Below are 19,775 nucleotides of genomic sequence, written 5' to 3'. Positions count from 1 at the left end.
ATATCTATATGATAGTTTTATAGAGAATTATTAACAAAGAGATATGCAGCAACTATTTTTAAAGATATTAATCTATTAGATCATTCCCTTTCCATCTTTTGTTAGAGTCTAAATTAATTCCCATCAGATCAAGAGCTCTAATAACGGTATATTCTAAAAGTTCATCAATAGATTGAGGCTTTATATATAAAGAAGGTACCGGAGGCATAATAATGCCACCAGCAAGAGTTACTTTTTTCATATTTTCTATATGAATCAAACTTAAAGGAGTTTCTCTTGCTAGAAGGATAAGGGGTTTTCTTTCTTTTAACATTACATCTGCTGTACGTGATATAAGATTATCAGCAATGCCATTTGCTATTTCTGCTAATGTTTTCATAGAGCATGGAGCTATTAGCATGCCAGAAGGTCTATATGATCCGCTAGAAAGACATGATGCTAGGTTATTTACATGATTTACATGTGTAGCTAATGCTTTTACTTCATCTAGAGTGTAATCAGTCTCCATTGAACGAGTAAGCTCAGATGTTTTAGAAAGAATTAAATGTGTTTCAATATTATGTTGTTTCAATAACTTTAGAGCGATTACACCGTATTGGTATCCACTAGCTCCTGTTATTGCAATAATAATTTTTTTAGGTTCCATAATTAATAAGTCCAACACTGTTATATATAATCAACTTTATCTAAATCTTTAGGCAAGGAGCGTTTAAACACTTCTTTTTGACCTTTAATTGGTCCATTGCATGGTGTAGTTGCATCAATTCCCCACTTATCCATAGTTATTAAGTTTAAAGGAGAAGGATATATTAACACATCCTTGCTTGCTGTTGTTCTTGTAACTATAGCCCAATTCACTTCATCACAATTATAGATATCAATATCGTCATCGACAACTACAACTTTGGTTATAATAGGTATAGTTGTTATAGCATGGATAATTCTCTTAGCCGTATCCATATCTGCATTTTTTATTGAAACGACGGCATATTCTCCATGCATTACATTAGCTGCAACAAAATCATCTTTACACTTTAGTTGTGTGATAACTATATTACGTATAGCCATAGTGGTGAAATATTTGCAAAGAGACCTATCTTCAGCTTCTCCAAAAGCAGTTGTCATTGCTAAATAAATAGGTTTTTTCCTATGAGTAATAGCTTTTACTTTAAAAGTATATCCTACCAATTTCGTAGAACTATTGTCATTAGTATATTGGCTTTCTAAGAGAACATAATTTGCTCTTTCTGTTCCCCACTTACCTTGAAGCACTCTATCTTTAGTAACTACACCTTCTATTATTACCTCTGAGTCTGCAGGCACATATAAATCTAGAGTTTCACACTTTATAACGTTTACGGGTTCTCCTTTTATTCCGCCTGCAAGCTCTAAGCAGCCAGCTCCTTTTTTATTGGGAAATTGACTTGTAATATATATTTCTGGATCAACGCTTATAGCAATTGCAACTTCGGTATCTTTGTTGTTACGTTCATTTTCATATATTAAACGAGAAAAATTACTATATTGAGAGGTGTATATTCCCATAGTATTAGAGTCTAATACTTCGACTCTCTTTATAGTTCCTTTATTGATATTATTATCATTATCTTTTGTAAAAATAATGCCTGAGTGATGGTATGAGTTTTCATCATCTTCACAGTATGTTAAAAATGGAATAGTTAATAAATTGACCTCATCATTTTTCATTATTACATCTTTAACAGGACTTGAATCTACTCTATTAGTCTTTATAGGTTTATTACTTATATCTAAATAAGTATTAAGTAAATTATCTTCTCTAGTATTGAGGGCTAATGCAAGTAGAGAATCTGTTGCAAAAACTCCTCCAGCAACACTCCAATCAGGAAAGTTTTCTACTGAATTAAATAAAGTGGCATAGCCATTATCTTTTGTTGAAGCTTTATAAATACCCGCAGATATTTGATTATCCGTATTCAATTTCTTAGAAACAGTTATTAGTTTATTCTTTTCTTTTAATTTTTCGAGGTGTTTTCTAAAACTACTCATATATGTGCTCTCTTAATTTTTAAATTAAACTATTTTTAGTTTAAGTGAAATGTTTAAAACATTTATTTGTAAGCAAAGAAAAATGGAATGTAACTAAATTAAAAATATATAATTAAATTAATTTAGCTTAATTAGCATTAATCAATGCATTAAGAAAGACTCGTTAAGGAATGAAAAGGCTCTTTTTTTTAATAGGTTTTATAGAGTTATCAAAGTAATACATGTTAATTAAAATTAACCTGCTAATATACAAATTTAAGCATAAGGTTAGTTAATAAGTCAACGCCCCAGTTTAGAAAAACCTGTTTTTAACAAGACTTATAACGTATAGTCCACAAATAATAGATGTAATAAAGAAGCTTATAGGAACATCAATATAGTAAGCCGCTATTATGGCTGACCAAACAGATATAATAGATATAATTGTGCTTAGTATAATAGGTTTGTAAAAACCATCTACCCATTGAGTAGCTATTGCTGCAGGACCTATTAGTAGAGAGAAAACTAATAATATACCCACCACTTGGCATGCCATTGATACAGTTATAGCGATAGCAACAAAAAGAAGTATTGATAGAAACTTGTTTGGGATATTTTTAGATTCCGCAAACACTGGATCAAGTGATGATATAAATAGTGGTCTAGCAATAGAAATAAGTAAGATAATAGTAAAAATAGCTAGTCCTAATAGTATATATATTTGCTCAAGTGTAACGGTTAAAATATTTCCTACTAAGATGCTCATAACAGAGCCAGAGTAACCGGTTTGGTATAAAAATAAGAAGTATGTACCTAGTCCAAGAAAGAATGTGAGTACTATACCTATTGCGATATCATTCTTTTTTATCTTATCTCCAAAAGCACCCATTAATAGCCCAGCTATGAGGTTGATAAATAACTGGCCTGTCATAGCAGAAATGTTAATAAGAACCGCGCCAGCTGCTCCTGTAAGGCTTATATGACCTAATGCATGAGAGGCAAAAGATAATCTACGGATTATTACAAAAAAGCTAATAATTCCGCAAATAAAAGCAATAATGGTTCCGGCAATAAAAGCATATTGCATAAAAGTATAACTAAACACAGATATCCTCCTGTAAGCAAGGAAACTCATCACAATAATGGCATGTTTTATTTTTGAAATGTATGAAAGCATCAAGTTGATCACTAATCTCTTTCATATCATGCGAAATCATTAATAGAGTGATATTTTCTTTTTCATGAACTTCTTTTAAGCAAGCAATGAACTGTTGCTTAGCTTCAGGGTCAAGATCAGATAATGGCTCATCTAACAGTAATATTTTAGGATCATTTATAAGAGCTTGAACTAAATAGATACGTTTCTTTTGTCCTCCAGAGAGCTCTTTAAAAGGTCTTTTTATATATTCACCTGTTTGTGTTAGTTTTATGAGGTATTCAAGTTTCTCTTTAAAGTTCTTGTTAAACCAAGGTAAGCCAAAACAATTTGCTTTATAACTGTATTTAATAAGCGTTAAACCAGAAGTTTTCTCTTCATGGTTTATTTCCCTTTCTTGGGGGATGTAGCTAATTAAATTTGTGTCTATCTGCTTTTTTTCATTAATTAGAATTTCACCAGATATAGGAGGGATTTTTCCTAAAAGAGTTTTAAATAAGGTTGATTTACCAACACCATTTTTCCCAACTATACCAATCCACTTATTAGCAGGTATATTCAAGTTTAGAGGGTAACTTATAGGATCGTTTTTATACCCTATAACAAGATTAGAGCATTTTATCATAAATCTACTATTGGTTATTTTGAGTTTTTTCTAAGGCTTCTTTTGTTTTGTTTAATGTATCAATCATCCAGCTGATAGCATTTTTATCTGTAGGCATAGTTTCTGTCAGACCTACTATTTGGATATTGTTTTTCTTCGCTAAACTTAATATGTTTTTAGTAATGTTATCGGTTACTTGTTCGTTGTAAAATAATACTTTGACAATATTATTGTTGAATAATTCTTGATACTCAATCATTAATCTTGGGCTTGGTTCAGAATCGTTCATAATGACCCATTGGAAGTTTAAGCCATACATGTTTAAGCCAAGAGCATTTGCCATGTACCCAAATAAAGGTTCTGTAGCTGTTACAGGAGTATCTTTATATTTTTCTTTTATTTCATCTACAAGACTATATACACCATTATACTGTTGTTGAAAATTTTCAAGATTATTTCTGAAGTACTCACTATTTTCTGGATCTAGAGAAGAAAAAACATTTGTGAGTTTTTCAGCCATCTTAGGGAATGTTTCTGGCTGATACCATAAGTGAGGGTTTATACCATACTTATCTGTGGATATATAATTAAGTAAATCTTGAGCAGCCACAATCTTAGCTTTTTTATTATTTTTTACAATTGAGTTTATCCATGTATCATAGTCTGCACCGTTATATATGATAACGTCGGCATTTTCTAATAGAGTTGCATTTTTTACAGATGCTACAAAAGAGTGAGGGTCACCATCAGCATTGGTTATAATGCTTGTGACATCTACTTTATCTCCACCAATCATTTCGGCAACACTACCATATTGGTTTTCTGCAGCTATAACACTTATTTTTGCATTAGCAATGCTAATCATGCTTATTAGAGATAAAAAGCCAATTAATATTTTTTTCATAATGTATTAAAAAGAATAATATTTTATAGTGTTATATTGTAACAGTTCAGTATGGTTAAGAATAGATAAATTTTAGGGTTTTATTTATATTGCTCTTCTTTTATAGGATATAATGTTATTGTTGAGAACTTAAAATAAGTTATATGAATGTCATTTATTAAAGTTGCTAAAAACTTTTGTGATGAAAATAAATTTCGCTTCACAAAGCCAAGAAAGCAAGTGCTAGAATTACTATTATCTAGATCTAATCCAATGGGTGCATATGACATTTTAGAAGAGTTATCTACAGAAAATCATAAGCTAAGTCCACCAACAATTTATAGGGCGATAGATTTTTGGGTTGAGCAGGGGTTTATTCATAAAATAATGTCTTTAAACTCATATATTGCTTGTAAGGATAGACATACAACAAATCATATCATCTTGTTTATTTGTGATAGCTGTAAAAAAGTAAATGAAGTTCATATAAAAGAAGATATAGATTTTTTTAATATCAATGATTCAATTAAGAATTTTCATCCAAGGCAAGCATTTACAGAAGTGAATGGTCTATGTGCAGCGTGCACTAACTAAAAAATAAATCTCGTGATAAAATCAAAATTAAATGATAATTGTGTTATTTAGTTATGAGAAAAATAATTTTCCTTCTTTTTACGATCTTTTTTTTGACTAGTGCATTTTCAGAAACAAAAGAGCTTAGTTGTCCAACATTTAAGTCAGGAGCGCTTTGCCTAAGTGAAAAACCTTTTTGTGGTGATACTTGTAGCAATACGCCCTTTTGTCGTACAAACTGTTGGCCTACAGAACATGGTTCCGCTTGGTCAGGAGGAGGCGTAGATAGTCAAACAAAACAGTTGTATTGTGAAGAGGCAACTTACGCAAATTGCCATTTTTCAGGACCTCCATATCCTACAGGATCAAATTTAGATAATCCTAGCCTGCCTTGTAAGGTGAGTGAAGATGGTAAAACAGCTAACTGTAGATGTAAGGTTTTTAAAGGTCATAATTATGTAAATATAGATGGCATTATGAATCTAGGTGTCTATTATGAGACTGTGAAAGTTTGTGGTGAAGATGGTTCAAAATGTAAAAATCTATCGACTTGCTTACCAGATGGTAGTGGTAAGTGTGAAGGAGTAGAAGCCCCTGTTTGTAAGTATATAGCAGCACAAAATAGTAAAGATGATGATGTTTCATTTATACCTGGAGCAGATTTAATTTCAACTTATGGTTTTGGGATGAATGAAGCCTATGCTGCGGCTGGCCCTAAAGGCGGAACTCAATGTAATAATATAGATGTTGCAGGTTGTATGGCTCAACCATGTAAATATGAAGAGGGATCAGATAATAAATATGCTATTTGTAGCTGTCCGATTACAAAAGGAGCTTCTTTGAATTTACACCAAAAAGGTGCATCTTGTGATATCCCTAAAGGCTATGTTTGGGAGTAATAACTAATCTTTTACTTTATCTTTTATTAATAAACCTATTATAAAAGATAATACCATAAGAGCTGGTACAAAAAGCATAGTTACTTGGAAAGCATAAAGAGGATCATTCGTTTGTTTTAAGTGTCCAATAATAGCTCCTGTTATTGGTTGTAAAACTCCTCCACTTAATGGTAGGAATAAATTAACTAAAGCTAAACCTGTAGCTATTTGTGTAGGAGAAACTGTATTTCTAAGAGCAGAATAGTTTAAAACATGTACAGCTTGTACACCGCCAAACAAAATACACAGAGCATAAGCAATGTAAGGATTAGAGTTTAGGTATAAAAGGGTAACAACTATAAATAAACCAAATATTGGAGCTATAATTAAAAATCTTCTTTCTCCATTAAATATGGTTGCTACAACTCCCCATATAGGACTGAATATTGCAACACCAATAAATATCATTGATGTACATAGTCCAGCGCTAACTTCTGAAAATCCTGATAGCTGTAAGTATCTTATTCCCCATAGATCAGCAAATAAGACTGTTGTGCCATAGATAGTGAAGCAATATAAGCCGTTCAACCAAATTTGTTTATTCTTTAATATTTCAGTTAGATTTTTTAAGACATTAACCTCAGGTCTATCTTTTTTATTTTGTTTGTTAAAGTCAGGGTGAATTTTGATTACAAAAATACTAAACATCAGCAGTATTAATGAAATTATAAAAACTCCTTGCATAATTGTAGAGATACTATAATGTCCAACAAGGATAACTAAGGGAGCTGCAGAAAGAGTGGCACCTATATATAAAAGCAATTGGGTAAAGCCTGTAAATAAAGGGAAAGCCCTATTTGGAAGCCATATGGAAATAGTTTTTAGAGTACATAAAAAGGCAAACCCTCCTCCAAACCCCGCTAATGCTCTGTATATAGTAAGAGAGTGTACGTTTGTTGCTTTTGATGCTATAAGTATCGCAATAGAAAAAATAAATGTACTAACTATCATTACTTTCTTGACACCAAATTTATCAACCAATATTCCTGCTGGAATTTGTGATGCTACATAGCTCCAATAAAAAGCTGAACTAAATAAAGCTATAGATGTTGTATTTAATTCGTATGGAGCGAGCATGAAATTATCTAAAAGAGCACCTGTTGAGGATCTAATAAAATATTCTAAGGAATAAAAGAAAGCACATGTGAACCAAATTATTAGAGCTAAAGACGTTATTTTCTGCTTATGCATAATTACTTTTCTCCTATTAGTTTTAAAAAAGAAAATATGAGAAAACTCTCATATTTAGCTTATTCTAAATCAGTTTTTATAGCAATTAAATTATTGCATTGAGATCTATCAAGGCTATATAATATAAAAGGTTTATTTAATTTGATTTTTTGTTTTTTTGAAGGAGTCTCTTATGAGGGTTAGTAAAATAATTGTAATCGCTATTTTAGGGTTTTTTCTTTTTATAAGTGGCTGTGCAACTACTGATCAAACGGATGCTACATATGAACAAGGAAATTACACTGTCAATATAGATAGTAGTGTGAAGCAAGTTTATGATGCAACATTAAGAGTGATAGAAACTGGGCAAACTTATGATTATCAAGGAAATCCTTATGTTATAAGTGTAAATAAAATAAATGATAAATCGGCTTTGATTAAAGCCCAAAGTAGTGTAGAGAGTTCAGAGTATTTATATATTGTAATTGGTAAAATATCTGATGATTCATCAAGGATTAGAATAAAATATGGGCAAGGTGGAGATGAAATAAGATCATCAGCATTGATCCCAATTATTAAAAAGAATTTAAATAACTTTAATGTTGATAAAGTAAATATAGAACCAGCGCTTTAAAGGCTTGTGGAGAATATGGTGAAACTTAGTAAGTTTGTTTATGTAGTATTTATAGGGATATCAATATTATCTTTAAGTGGTTGTATTACGGCTGCAGTTACTGGAGATGGAACAAAAGCATATCTTGATGGTACATATACTATGAATGTCAAAGGTAGTATTACCCAGGTTTATAATGCTGCATTAAAAGCTGTGAAATCTAATGATTCCTATGTGTTGGTATCTAAATCACTTATTGATTCAAATGCAGAAATTATTGGCGCTACAAAGTTAGATTCTACAGACTTTTATGTTGATATAGATAAACTCGATAGTAGTGCTTCGAAAGTTTCTATAAAATTTGGCCATTTTGGTGATCAAGCTCAATCTTCGACCTTGATGGATGAGATTCAAAAAAATGTAGTTTCCGTTTCAAAACTTTAATTAATAAATTGTTAAGAGCATTATGAAAAAAATATGCTTAGTGTTTTTTGCTTTTCTTGTAGCATTTTCTCTAAATAGTTGTATTACGGCTGCTATATTGATTGGAGGAGCTGCTTTAGCTGCAGGAGGAGTTTATTATTATCAGGATGGTAATTATGTAATTGAAGTTCCTAATACAATGAGAGATGTGTATAGTGCAACAATAAAAACATTTCAAACAAACTCAAGCTTTTATACACTTAAAGATAAGTCAATTGGGTCTGAAAGTGCTACAGTTACTGCAGAGACAAAAAATGATTCTGACAAAATTACTGTTACTATAGAATTATTGGGACCAAAATTAACAAGTATAACAATCAGATATGGCATTTTGGGGGATGAAAAACTTTCTGCAAAAATTGCTGATCAGATAAGTGGTAATTTAGTTAGAAGTTAAACTTTAGGTATAAAAACTTCTTTTGTAATATTTTAGATGTATAATTTCAAATATTATTTGCAGACATTAGCGCTGTTTTTATGAAATTTATCATTTACAAAATCCTAGATAGGTATTATACGCAACATAGGCACATATGGGTTCTTGTTTTCTTAGGAGCTTTATGCGGACTTATCATAGGCTTTGTTGGAACTTCATTTCAGTTAGCACTGGATAAAATATTTGAGTTAAAAAAAGAGATATTTAAATTGGCTAACGGTAACGTTTGGTTGGAAATTATCTTATCTATTTTTATAACAACTATTATGGTTTGTATCTCAATTTGGATTGTAAAAAAATTCGCTAAAGAGGCTGGTGGTAGTGGTATTCATGAGGTTGAAGGTGCATTAAAAGGATGTCGTAAGCTTAGACCAAGAGTTGCTCCAGTTAAGTTTGTTAGTGGTATTTTTTCTCTTGGATCTGGTTTGAGTCTTGGAAAAGAAGGTCCGACAGTTCATATGTCAGCAGTTATTTCTCAGATATTTATTGATAGATTCAAGTTAACAAAAAAATATGCAAATGCCTTAATATCTGCGGGTGCTAGTGCTGGTTTAGCAACAGCATTTAACACACCTTTATCAGGAATTGTTTTTGTGATTGAGGAGATGAATAGAAAGTTTAGATTTAGTGTGACTGCAATAAAATGTGTAATTATTACAACTATAGTAAGTATTATTGTTTCTAGGATGATGGTTGGTAACCCTCCGGCTATCAAGGTAGAAACTTTTTCATCAGTTCCTCAAAACACACTATGGTTGTTTTTAGTGTTAGGAGCAATATTTGGTTATTTTGGATTATTGTTTAGTAAAGGTCTTATCAAAGTAGCAGATTTTTTCGCAAATGGATCAAGAAGACGGTTTTGGGTATCTGTTGTTTCAATTTGTATAGTGTTTGGTGTGGGTGTTGTGCTTATGCCAAATGCTGTAGGTGGGGGTTATGTGGTTATAGCAAACTCATTTAGTGATAACTTAACCCTAAAAGGCTTAATAATTCTAATAATTTTAAGATTTATTGGGGTTATCGTATCTTATGGAACCGGAGTTTCAGGTGGTATTTTTGCACCAATGGTTGCCTTAGGTACAGTTTTTGGTTTAGCATTTGGAATAATAGTTACTAATCTTTTTCCCCAGTATAATATTGCACCAGAAGTTTTTGCTGTGGCTGGCATGAGTGCTTTATTTACCGCTACTGTTGGAGCTCCTTTAACGGGGATAGTTTTAGTTATAGAAATGACTTGGAATTATCAGCTATTGTTACCTCTTATGATAACGTGCTTTAGCGCCTCAATGGTTACGTATATACATCATCAAACCCCTATTTATGATACTCTTTTGAGAAGAGTATTAACTGCTGAAAGAAAAGCAAAAATGAAAGGAAATTAAAAAACAGTATGGATACAAAACAAGCATTAAAAAGTTTAAATAATATTTTAAGTGAGAAGAAAAAATATAATCATGCAATTTCGTTAATGCATTGGGATTTAGAGACAGGAGCTCCAAAAAATTCAGTTAATACGACGTCAGAGGTTATAGGCTTCTTCTCTCAAAAAATTTATGAAATAATGAATTCAGAAGAGCTTGATAAAAGCTTACAAGTTTTAAATAAAGATATTGGTGATTTAGATGAAGTTAGTAAGCGCATTGTTTACTTAACAACAAAAGATAAGGTTAAGTTAAATAAAGTTCCAAAGCAAGAATATGTTGAATATACAAAACTAATATCTCAAGCTCAGAATATTTGGGCAGAAGCAAGAAAGAATGATGACTTCGCTACATTTGCACCATATCTTGAAAAAATAATAAAGTATCAAAAAAAATATGTAAATTATATAGGCTATGTTAATCATCCTTATGATGTGCTGTTAGATGATTATGAGGAAGGGATGACAGTAGCAAAGCTAGATCCTTTTTTTAATGGATTAAGAGAAAAAATAGTTCCCTTGTTAGATAAAATAAAGAAACAGTCTCAAGTCAGAGTCGACTTTTTAAAAAAAGGTTATTCTGTTGAAAAACAGAAGCAGTTTTCTAGAGATGTAGCAAAATACTTGGGGTTTGATTTTGATAGTGGATTATTGAAAGAGAGTGCACATCCATTTACGTTAAATTTTAATAAATATGACGTAAGAATGACAACGCGTTATATGGAAAAATTATTTGCGTCATCTATTTTTAGTACAATCCATGAAACTGGTCATGCTATGTATGAGCAAAATATAGGCGATAATATTTACAATACTATTCTTGGGACGGGGGTAACATTAGGCATCCACGAATCTCAGTCTAGATTTTACGAGAATTTAGTTGGTAAAAACAAATCCTTTTGGATAAATCAGTATTCAAATCTTCAGAGTATTTTCCCAGATAACTTATCAAAAGTGTCCTTGAATGAGTTTTATAAAGGAATAAATTGTGTTGAGCCTGGGTTTATAAGAGTAGAAGCTGATGAGTTAACTTATCCCTTACATATTTTAATTCGCTATGAGATAGAGAAGGAAATTTTTGAGAAAAATATTTCAATAAGTGATCTACCGACTTTATGGAATAGTAAATATGAAGAATATTTGGGAATAAGCCCAAGAAACTTCAAAGAAGGGGTATTGCAAGATGTTCACTGGTCAGCAGGATTATTTGGATATTTTCCAACTTATGCGCTAGGAACTGTTTATGCCTCTCAAATATTTAGTGCGATGAATGAAAAAATTGATATTAATCAATGTTTAGAGAAAGGCGAGTTAAGTAGTATTTTAAAGTATCTGAATGAAAATATTCATCAATATGGCTCATTAAAAACAGCGGATGAAATTATATACAATCTATCAGGAGAATATTTGAATCCTAATCATTATATAGAGTATCTAGAAAAAAAATATAATAGTATTTATACTGATAATTAAGAATATCAATAATAGAGAGATACGATAATGAAGAAAGTTTCTAAAATTGGTTTAATAATAACTATGTTCATAAGTGGTATAGGTTTTGTATTTGCAGCAGACGATACAAGTACTTCAGCAGCGCAACAGATGACAGTTGATCAAGAAAAAACATTAGTAGGGAATAATCCAGCAACTCAAACACCTGGCTATTTAAGTGTTAAAGGTTTTAAAAAATGTCTTCAAGTTGAAAATATGAGAGGATGGAGTGGGTACTGTATGCCAGAATCTAGACCAGAAAAATGTCCAAAAGACTCATGGAAAGAGCTTAGTAAGATAAATATAATTGATTGCAGTAAAGAGGCTAAGGAGAAATCATCATGGTTTTAAACTTTCTTATGTTATTTATAACAGCTATATGTATTTTAATAAAAAAAAATAGGTGGGCCGTTCTTTTTTTCTTGCTTACAATATTAGTTCTTGAGCTAGAATTTATACATCATGCTACAGATCCTTTAGGTCTGCAATATTAAGAGGTAGTAAATATGACAGAAGCTTTTAAAAGAAATGAATCTTATATGTTGAGTGCTCTTGGATTGCTTGGTATTACCGGTATTTCTTTAGGAGCTGTAGTAATCCAAATTATACTTCATGAATTACCATGCCCATTATGCTTGCTTCAAAGAGCAGGGATTATGGCTATAGGCATTGGCTATATGATGAATATGAAGTTTGGTAATAAATCAAGATATTATGCGGTGTCAACATTTGCGTGTTTGTTCACAATGATTTTTGCTGTCAGACAAGTTCTTATTCATATAGAGCCAGGTAGCGGCTTTTATGGAGATGCAGTTTTTGGGCTACACTTGTATACATGGGTAGTAGTTATAGCTGGATTAGCTATTGCATGGAACTGTTTAGTTACGTTATATTTAGATGATAAATATGATGTTCCTGAAAAAAGCCTTATGACAAAAATAGGAAATATTATCATTTGGCTTTATGTTTTGACAATTGCTTTAAATATAGTTTTAACCTTTTTAGAGTGTGGAGTTGGACAGTGTCCAGATTCACCAATGAATTATTTGTTGTTATCTTAAATTATCACTTTTTTTTGTTATTTTATACATAAACAGTATTACCATCCCAACAAATATCGGTAAAAGTATTGAAGGGAATAACATTAAAGTAAAAAGGTCTCCAGAAATCCTAACCCATATTACTCCAGCAGCATTACCTAATGTGAAAACAATAATACATATAGTAAAGAAAGGGATTTTCCATATATTTTCAAAGCGACCATTTAGTGCTCTTCCTATTTCTATGCCAAGGTCTGTTGTTGTGCCTGTCATATGAGTCGTTCTAGCGAATCCACCAAAAAACAATGTTGTAAAGCTATTTTGCATACCCATAGATACAGCTAAGAATATATCATCAATAACTATGTGATTGTGGTGAATGTCAATAAAAATAGCACCCATAAGGACTATGTAGCTTTGCAAAACTAAGGCTTTTGTATGATTTTTGGAAATGATGTAGCTGTCTTGTTTTATAATAGCTCCATTTATAGCTGATCCTATTATAAAACCTATGATAAGAACCATTACATGGTAAGCAAATACCCAGTCTGAGTCTGATATGCTATGCCCTAGAATTCTATAGTTTCCAGTCATCGCTGCAACAGAGGCACCAAAAGATTTATATAGAACTATACTATCTATCCATCCGGAATTAAAAATGAGTATTATACAGACAAAGTATGTAAGTATTAATTTCTTATTTAACATTTCTTATCTAAGTAGACCTCTTTAAAAGCATTATTTTAATATATAAATAGGTAGATGTGGAGAGTTTAAAGTAGATTAAGATTATTTTTTCTGATTATCTTTAGAGCTAGAACTATTTAAATCTGTTGTTTTCACAAAGCTATTTAGAGAGACTTTCTTACTAAAAGATTTAGATAAAGAAGGTCTTTTAGCTAATATTTTTGATAATTGTGTCATTTTATTGCCTCCTTTTAACGTTAAAATTATATTGTTTTTTGCCGTTAAAGTAATTTATTTAACGGGGAAAGATCAAATTATAGGTCTTTTTTTATATAAGTCAATATTTTTTCTAACCACTTAAAATAAGATATGTGCTATAATTTTTTTTAGGTTTTTAGCTTAGGAGGTCCAGCTTGCATATGGGTAAAAATAAAGGTGTATTTAGTAATTATAATCCTTATGAAAATGTATATGATGAAATATTCTTAAGTAAGGGAATTATTAGGAGTGAAGTAGCCCCTTTTGTAGAGGTGCTAGGTAGTTTTTCAGCTAATAAGTTATATGAAAAGCAGAAATTTGTTGATGCTTCTTTCTTGAAAAGTGGTATTACATTTACTGTTTATAGCGATAATCAAGGTACTGAAAAGATATTTCCTTTTGACTTAATTCCTAGAATAATTTCAGAAGAAGAGTGGACTCAGTTAGAAAAAGGATTAAAACAGAGATTAAAAGCACTTAATGCTTTTTTAAATGATATTTATGGGGATCAAAATATACTTAAGGATGGTGTGATTCCTAGAGAGTTAATCGAGTCATCAGATGAATATTTACCTGAAATGAGAGGAATAAAACCTCCTCATGGTGTTTATTGTCATATAGCAGGGTTAGATCTTATTAAAGATGAAAATGGATTTATGGTTCTAGAAGATAATGTTAGAACTCCATCTGGCGTTTCTTACGTATTAGAGAACCGTCAATCTTTAATCAAAGCTATTCCTGAAGTTTTCTCTGACTTAAATGTAAAAAGAGTTCTAGATTATCCAACAGAGTTAAGAAAAGCTTTGGCAAGTATTTCTCCAACAAAAGAAGTAAATGGCAAGAAACAAAGAGGTCTAACCGTAGTACTAACTCCTGGTCAGTATAATTCCGCATACTTTGAGCATAGTTATTTAGCTAGGAAGATGGGGTGTGAATTGGTACAAGGCTCAGACTTATTTGTTCATGATGATCATGTGTATCTAAAAACTACAAAAGGTCCTAAATTAGTATCAGTTATATATAGAAGAATAGATGATAAATTCTTAGATCCTGAATTTTTTAATCCAGAAAGTATGCTTGGTGTTCCAGGAATAATGAAAGCATATATAGCTGGAAATGTTGTCTTAGCTAATGCTGTAGGTAATGGTATTGCTGACGATAAAGCAATATATCCATACGTTCATGATATGATTCGTTACTATTTAAAAGAAGAGCCATTACTTGCTCAAGTAAAAACTTATTTTTGTAGTGAAGAAAAAGATAGAGCTTATGTTATAAATAACATCCATAAACTTGTTGTTAAAGAGGCTAATGGCTCAGGTGGTTATGGTATGTTGATTGGACCTCAAGCAACTCAGGAAGAATGCCAAGAGTTTGTAAATAAAATAAAAGCTAAGCCAAGAGCTTATATCGCTCAACCGTTGGTTGAATTATCGACAAGCCCGACATTTATTGATGGTAAAGTTGTACCTAGAAGAGTTGATTTAAGAGCATTTTTAGTGACTGGAAAGGAAACGTGGATTTTACCAGGAGGCTTAGCAAGAGTAGCTCTTAAAGAAGGTTCTTATGTTGTAAATTCTAGTCAAGGTGGCGGTTCTAAAGATACTTGGGTTTTAGGGGGTGACAAATGATTTCTCGCACGGCTGAAAACTGTTTTTGGTTAAGTAGAAATATTGAAAGAGTTCTGATGCTAACAAATGCTATAGATGTAGCGTATAACGTTGAGTTAGAAACTTTTAAAGATGCAAAAGAGGTTTGGTTTCCTTTAGTAATTGTTACAGGAGGAGAGAAACTTTTTATTGAAAAATATGGAAAAGAAGCTAAAACAAATAGCAGAAAAATCCAAGAGTTTTTAATTTGGGATAAAGAAAATCCTTCTTCAGTTTATGCTTCATTTTCTTTTGCTAGAGAGAATGCAAGAATTGTTAGAGATTTAATTTCTGCAGATATGTGGGAAGAGATGAATGAGATTTGGTTATGGATAAGTAATCCAGAGACTCAAAAGATTTCTATGATAGACCTTTTAAACTTTGGTAAAAGAATAATTAAATTCTGTTTTACATGGATAGGATATTATCACAACTTTATCTTAAGAGATGATCCATATAATTTCATGAAGTTAGGGATGCTTATAGAAAGGGCTGATTTTACACTAAGATTAGGCGATGTTTACTATCATAGAAATATAAATTTAGGGTCTATGCACAAATCAATGAGTGAATCCCAATATTGGCAAGAAATGTTACTTTATAGTATGTCAAATGATGCTTTTATGAGGAAGTCTGAGCTTGAGTTGACAAGAGCAGATGTTGCTAAGTTCTTATTAAGAGAGAGTGATTATCCTAGGACAATACCTTTTTGCCTTAAGGACGCACTATTTATTTTGAAGAAAATGTCTAGAGGAACTTCAGACGTTGGATCAGAATCAAAAGAAAGATTAACAGAAATTGTTGACTATATTGAAGAAACTCCAATAGAGGAGTTATTGCAAAATATTCATAATTTCGTTACACATGTAATAGATAAATTAAGTGAACTATCTTCATGTATATCAAAAGAGTTTTTCGTTGCAGATGTTAGCTATTATGTAGCCATGTTAGAAAATGATGAATAATTTCCTATAAAAGTGTAAAATTCCTTCTTAATATAAGGTGAAAAATCATCTTAAATATTCTCTACGAATTATTTATATAAAATTATTAAGGCCTAAAGTATGCTTAGTAAAATTATTGCTATATCTTCAGACTGCCCCATTACTCCTAGGATTGGTTTTTATAACCCTAATCCAAGCTTAAAGTTTGATAAAGATTTTATGTGGGGAGTGGGTTGGTACCATACAAATTATAATGCTGCTACTGTGATAAAAGATACACAAGTAGATAATGTATATGCACTAAAAACAATGTTTGAGAAAAACTCTAATTTTTTATCAAATACATTTCTTGGGCATATTTATGATACTAATCAATCTCGGACTGATTTAAATATTCAGCCATTCGTTAAGCCATATGCTGGAAAAGAATGGACTCTTGTACATAACGGGGATCTGAATCATGGATACAAAAACACACTAACATTAGATGCTAATGATTTTGAGCCGGTAGGGACAACGGATTCAGAATATATTTTATGCTGGTTTTTATCTCAGCTAAAGAAAAATAATATTAGAGAGTTAGATGTTGATGGTCTTTATTTTGCATATGACTTATTAAAAAAAATAAATGAAACAGGTCAGGCCAATTTATTCATATCCAATGGTGAAAATACAATAATATACCAAGATGTTGATGACTATAATCCGATATATTATTCTAGATTTTTTCCACCAAGTAATTACTGCTATTTGAATTTAAATAAAGTGTATATCTCTACAGGTGCAAATGATGACTCCTTGAGAACATATATGATTTTCTCTACTAGTTATTCTGAAAATACTGGGGATTGGAGGAAATTAGAGCCAGGGAAAATGGTTGTTGTTTCTAGAGGGCTAGTGATCTGGAGTAGTGATGCGCTAAACTATAATTATAATTTCCCAGGCACAACTAATAATAATTTAAATAATTTTAATGCCCCTAGGGAAAATAGCGAATTACCTATTTTGCAAAAAGATGAGATAGTTAGGGTTAATAGAAATTTATCTGCGCCACCAAGAATATTGCATGTGACTCATGAGACTAGCTACAGCTATCTTCAAGCAGTTAATTTAAGTAAACATTCTATTAGAATGAGACCTGTTGAGGATTCAAATCAAAAGATAATAGACTATTCATTAAAAGTATCTGTTGAATGTGATAGTGAGCATTACAAAGATGTTTTTGATAATGAAGTGACTTTCTTTAAAACAAATGAGCCTTATAAAGAGCTTACTATAAAAATGGAGTCAAAAATTGCACTAAGCTCTTGTCCATTAAAGAAAAATTCTGTGCATCGTCGTACAACGATGCCACTTCCTTGGATGCCTTGGCAAAGACAGATGATGACGCCTTATTTATTACCAACAGAACTCCCTGAGACTCAATTAGAAGAATTAATGGAATATGCTATTAGTTTTGTAAAAAGGAATAATAGTGATGTTATATCTGTTTTAGAAGATATAAATAAGACTATATATTATGAATATAAATATGTTCCTAATGCAACAAACTTTGGTACTACAGCTTATGATGTATATATAACAAGAGAGGGTGTTTGTCAGGATTTCTCGAACTTGTTTATATGCCTATCAAGGCTTTTAGGTATACCAGCAAGATATAGAGCTGGATATATATTTAACGGCGGTAAATATGAAAACACTCAAATGAGTGATGCAACACATGCATGGGTAGAAGTTTATTTACCATGGGTTGGCTGGGTTGGTTATGATCCAACAAATGGTTGTGAGGTTAATACAGATCATATTAGAATTGCTTGTGGACGTAACTATATAGACGCTACACCAACTTCAGGAACTATCTATAGAGGTGGAGGAACCGAAACCTTGGGAATTAACGTTAAAGTATTTGATATTACTGGACAAGAATAAAATACTTTATAATATTCCACCTTTAGTCATTTTGTATGGATTAGCTACTTTCTTAAATTCATCTTCAGATAAAAATTTTAGGTATTTATTTGCTTCTGCTAAAGAGATATTTTTTTGATCAGCATAATGAGCCATTTTAGAGGCTTTATCATATCCTATAACGGGACTTAGAGCTGTAACAAGCATTAAAGAGTTTTTGAGATAATAATCTATTTTAGCTTTATTTGGTTCCATTCCTTCTAAAAGATATTTCGTAAAATTAATACAGCTGTCGGATAATATTTTTATTGACTGAATTATGTTAAAAATCATTAAAGGCTTGTAAACATTCATTTCTAGATAACCAGAACTTCCACCAATACCAACAGCCACATCATATCCAATAACTTGAGCAGCAACCATCGCCATTGCTTCACATTGAGTAGGATTTACTTTTCCTGGCATAATTGATGACCCAGGCTCGTTTTCAGGAAGTAAAAGTTCGTGTAGACCAGCTCTAGGGCCACAGCTAAGTATTCTAATGTCATTAGCAATTTTAAATAAGGAGTTAGCTAATGTTTTTAGTTGACCCATAATAGCAACTAAAGCATCATGAGATCCCTGAACCTCAAATTTATTTTTAGCTGAAACAAAAGGCAGGTTAGTAATATTAGATATGTGTTTGGCAACTTTTTCAGAAAAACCTTCCGGCGCATTTAAACCAGTTCCGACTGCTGTACCGCCTAAAGCTAACTCATATACATCGTGTAATGAATGTTTAATTCTTTGAATATTTTTTTTTAATAGAGCGGCATAGCCAGAGAACTCTTGTCCTAAAGTTAAGGGAACGGCATCTTGCATATGTGTTCTACCTATTTTTGTTATATTTCTCCATTTTCTAGCTTTTTTATTTAGATCTTTGAACATATATTCAACAGCTGGGAGCAGTTGATTTTTTATTTCATAAGCTGTAGCTATGTACATTGCTGTAGGAAAAGCATCATTAGATGATTGAGACATATTTACATCATCGTTTGGATGGATAGGGTCTTTGCTTCCCATTTTTCCACCTAATAGCTCAATAGCTCTATTTGAAATGACTTCATTAACATTCATGTTAGATTGAGTTCCACTTCCTGTCATCCAAACATGGAGAGGAAAATGATTATTAAGTTTTCCTTCTATTATTTCATCAGCTACTTTGACTATAATATCTTTTTTATTTTTAGGCAGTATTCTTAGCTTATTATTGGCTATGGCAGAGGCTTTTTTTACAATAGCCATAGCTTTTATAACTTCTTTTGGAATTAAGTCTGAACCTATAGAAAAGTATTGTAAAGATCTTTGGGTTTGAGCTCCCCAGTAATAATTATCAGCAACCTCAATTTTTCCCATGCTATCTGATTCAACTCTCATAAAACTCTCCTTTGGGATATGAAATGAAAAGTATTCTCAGATTTAGAGTAACATTTATTTTCTGTGATAAAAACTTAAGATATTGCGAGAAATAAGAAA

General features: G+C 31.5%; 22 protein-coding genes. 13 read left to right on the top strand and 9 right to left on the bottom strand.

The features are described from left to right. Positions 1 to 67: 67 nt before the first annotated feature. The 5 genes from DNK87_RS08500 to DNK87_RS08480 all read right to left on the bottom strand — a co-directional run bounded on the left by DNK87_RS08500 (position 68) and on the right by DNK87_RS08480 (position 4,632). The gene (locus tag DNK87_RS08500) at positions 68 to 646 is read right to left on the bottom strand and encodes a UbiX family flavin prenyltransferase (RefSeq protein ID WP_119331132.1); all 579 of its coding nucleotides are present in this window, start codon (positions 644 to 646) and stop codon (positions 68 to 70) included. Between the two features lie 20 nt (positions 647 to 666). Then, positions 667 to 2,028 carry a UbiD family decarboxylase gene (locus DNK87_RS08495; protein ID WP_119331131.1) on the bottom strand — a complete coding sequence of 454 codons (1,362 nt, stop codon included), beginning with the start codon at positions 2,026 to 2,028 and terminating at the stop codon, positions 667 to 669. Positions 2,029 to 2,320: 292 nt separating this feature from the next. Then, positions 2,321 to 3,184 (bottom strand): metal ABC transporter permease, encoded by an 864-nt coding sequence (locus DNK87_RS08490; RefSeq protein WP_162523394.1) that lies wholly within the window; start codon positions 3,182 to 3,184, stop codon positions 2,321 to 2,323. After that, complete coding sequence (locus tag DNK87_RS08485) at positions 3,105 to 3,788, bottom strand: ATP-binding cassette domain-containing protein (protein ID WP_119331130.1); 684 nt, start codon at positions 3,786 to 3,788, stop codon at positions 3,105 to 3,107. The genes DNK87_RS08490 and DNK87_RS08485 overlap by 80 nt, the downstream gene beginning before the upstream one ends. Positions 3,789 to 3,795: 7 nt before the next feature. Then, positions 3,796 to 4,632, bottom strand: a complete 837-nt coding sequence (locus tag DNK87_RS08480) for a metal ABC transporter solute-binding protein, Zn/Mn family (RefSeq protein ID WP_342212435.1) — start codon at positions 4,630 to 4,632, stop codon at positions 3,796 to 3,798. A 186-nt stretch (positions 4,633 to 4,818) separates the two neighbouring features. Here DNK87_RS08480 and DNK87_RS08475 point away from each other — a divergent pair, with 186 nt between their 5' ends. Together DNK87_RS08475 and DNK87_RS08470 are read left to right on the top strand one after the other, a co-directional pair. Beyond that, the gene (locus DNK87_RS08475; RefSeq protein ID WP_071663444.1) at positions 4,819 to 5,244 is read left to right on the top strand and encodes a Fur family transcriptional regulator; all 426 of its coding nucleotides are present in this window, start codon (positions 4,819 to 4,821) and stop codon (positions 5,242 to 5,244) included. A 53-nt stretch (positions 5,245 to 5,297) separates the two neighbouring features. Continuing rightward, complete coding sequence (locus DNK87_RS08470) at positions 5,298 to 6,122, top strand: hypothetical protein (RefSeq protein WP_119331128.1); 825 nt, start codon at positions 5,298 to 5,300, stop codon at positions 6,120 to 6,122. A 3-nt stretch (positions 6,123 to 6,125) separates the two neighbouring features. Here the strand turns inward: DNK87_RS08470 and DNK87_RS08465 are convergent, their stop codons facing one another. After that, entirely contained in the window at positions 6,126 to 7,352 is a 1,227-nt protein-coding gene (locus DNK87_RS08465; protein WP_119331127.1) for an MFS transporter, read from the bottom strand. 172 nt (positions 7,353 to 7,524) lie between these two features. Here DNK87_RS08465 and DNK87_RS08460 point away from each other — a divergent pair, with 172 nt between their 5' ends. The 8 genes from DNK87_RS08460 to DNK87_RS08425 all read left to right on the top strand — a co-directional run bounded on the left by DNK87_RS08460 (position 7,525) and on the right by DNK87_RS08425 (position 12,835). Beyond that, on the top strand, positions 7,525 to 7,965 hold the full coding sequence (locus DNK87_RS08460; protein WP_119331126.1) for a DUF3568 family protein: 441 nt from the start codon (positions 7,525 to 7,527) through the stop codon (positions 7,963 to 7,965). A 15-nt stretch (positions 7,966 to 7,980) separates the two neighbouring features. Beyond that, entirely contained in the window at positions 7,981 to 8,388 is a 408-nt protein-coding gene (locus DNK87_RS08455; RefSeq protein ID WP_119331125.1) for a DUF3568 family protein, read from the top strand. 22 nt (positions 8,389 to 8,410) lie between these two features. Beyond that, a complete protein-coding gene (locus DNK87_RS08450) occupies positions 8,411 to 8,824 on the top strand; it encodes a DUF3568 family protein (protein ID WP_119331124.1) in 414 nt (137 codons plus the stop codon). A gap of 89 nt (positions 8,825 to 8,913) precedes the next feature. Continuing rightward, the gene (clcA, locus tag DNK87_RS08445; RefSeq protein WP_162523397.1) at positions 8,914 to 10,245 is read left to right on the top strand and encodes a H(+)/Cl(-) exchange transporter ClcA; all 1,332 of its coding nucleotides are present in this window, start codon (positions 8,914 to 8,916) and stop codon (positions 10,243 to 10,245) included. Positions 10,246 to 10,253: 8 nt separating this feature from the next. Further along, positions 10,254 to 11,756, top strand: a complete 1,503-nt coding sequence (locus tag DNK87_RS08440; protein WP_119331122.1) for a carboxypeptidase M32 — start codon at positions 10,254 to 10,256, stop codon at positions 11,754 to 11,756. A 27-nt stretch (positions 11,757 to 11,783) separates the two neighbouring features. After that, positions 11,784 to 12,125, top strand: a complete 342-nt coding sequence (locus tag DNK87_RS08435) for a hypothetical protein (RefSeq protein WP_119331121.1) — start codon at positions 11,784 to 11,786, stop codon at positions 12,123 to 12,125. After that, the gene (locus DNK87_RS08430) at positions 12,116 to 12,268 is read left to right on the top strand and encodes a DUF5993 family protein (RefSeq protein ID WP_154401852.1); all 153 of its coding nucleotides are present in this window, start codon (positions 12,116 to 12,118) and stop codon (positions 12,266 to 12,268) included. The genes DNK87_RS08435 and DNK87_RS08430 overlap by 10 nt, the downstream gene beginning before the upstream one ends. A gap of 12 nt (positions 12,269 to 12,280) precedes the next feature. Then, positions 12,281 to 12,835 (top strand): disulfide bond formation protein B, encoded by a 555-nt coding sequence (locus DNK87_RS08425; protein WP_119331120.1) that lies wholly within the window; start codon positions 12,281 to 12,283, stop codon positions 12,833 to 12,835. On the opposite strand, the gene DNK87_RS08420 is transcribed toward DNK87_RS08425, so the two are convergent. Together DNK87_RS08420 and DNK87_RS09045 are read right to left on the bottom strand one after the other, a co-directional pair. After that, on the bottom strand, positions 12,827 to 13,522 hold the full coding sequence (locus DNK87_RS08420; protein ID WP_119331119.1) for a YoaK family protein: 696 nt from the start codon (positions 13,520 to 13,522) through the stop codon (positions 12,827 to 12,829). The two genes, DNK87_RS08425 and DNK87_RS08420, sit on opposite strands and share 9 nt — an antisense overlap. A gap of 81 nt (positions 13,523 to 13,603) precedes the next feature. Beyond that, positions 13,604 to 13,738, bottom strand: a complete 135-nt coding sequence (locus tag DNK87_RS09045; protein ID WP_280177134.1) for a hypothetical protein — start codon at positions 13,736 to 13,738, stop codon at positions 13,604 to 13,606. A 182-nt stretch (positions 13,739 to 13,920) separates the two neighbouring features. On the opposite strand from DNK87_RS09045, the gene DNK87_RS08415 reads away from it, so the two are divergent. From DNK87_RS08415 to DNK87_RS08405, 3 genes are all read left to right on the top strand, one after another. Continuing rightward, a complete protein-coding gene (locus DNK87_RS08415) occupies positions 13,921 to 15,390 on the top strand; it encodes a circularly permuted type 2 ATP-grasp protein (RefSeq protein ID WP_119331118.1) in 1,470 nt (489 codons plus the stop codon). Positions 15,391 to 15,446: 56 nt separating this feature from the next. Then, positions 15,447 to 16,373, top strand: a complete 927-nt coding sequence (locus tag DNK87_RS08410; protein ID WP_342212433.1) for an alpha-E domain-containing protein — start codon at positions 15,447 to 15,449, stop codon at positions 16,371 to 16,373. Between the two features lie 99 nt (positions 16,374 to 16,472). Then, a complete protein-coding gene (locus DNK87_RS08405; protein WP_119331116.1) occupies positions 16,473 to 18,281 on the top strand; it encodes a class II glutamine amidotransferase in 1,809 nt (602 codons plus the stop codon). Between the two features lie 6 nt (positions 18,282 to 18,287). On the opposite strand, the gene fumC is transcribed toward DNK87_RS08405, so the two are convergent. Continuing rightward, positions 18,288 to 19,676 (bottom strand): class II fumarate hydratase, encoded by a 1,389-nt coding sequence (gene fumC / locus DNK87_RS08400; protein ID WP_119331115.1) that lies wholly within the window; start codon positions 19,674 to 19,676, stop codon positions 18,288 to 18,290. Positions 19,677 to 19,775: the final 99 nt, after the last annotated feature.

It is taken from the genome of Pseudofrancisella aestuarii (assembly GCF_003574475.2).
Lineage (GTDB): Bacteria > Pseudomonadota > Gammaproteobacteria > Francisellales > Francisellaceae > Francisella > Francisella aestuarii.
This window is presented reverse-complemented; position numbering and strand designations above follow the sequence as displayed.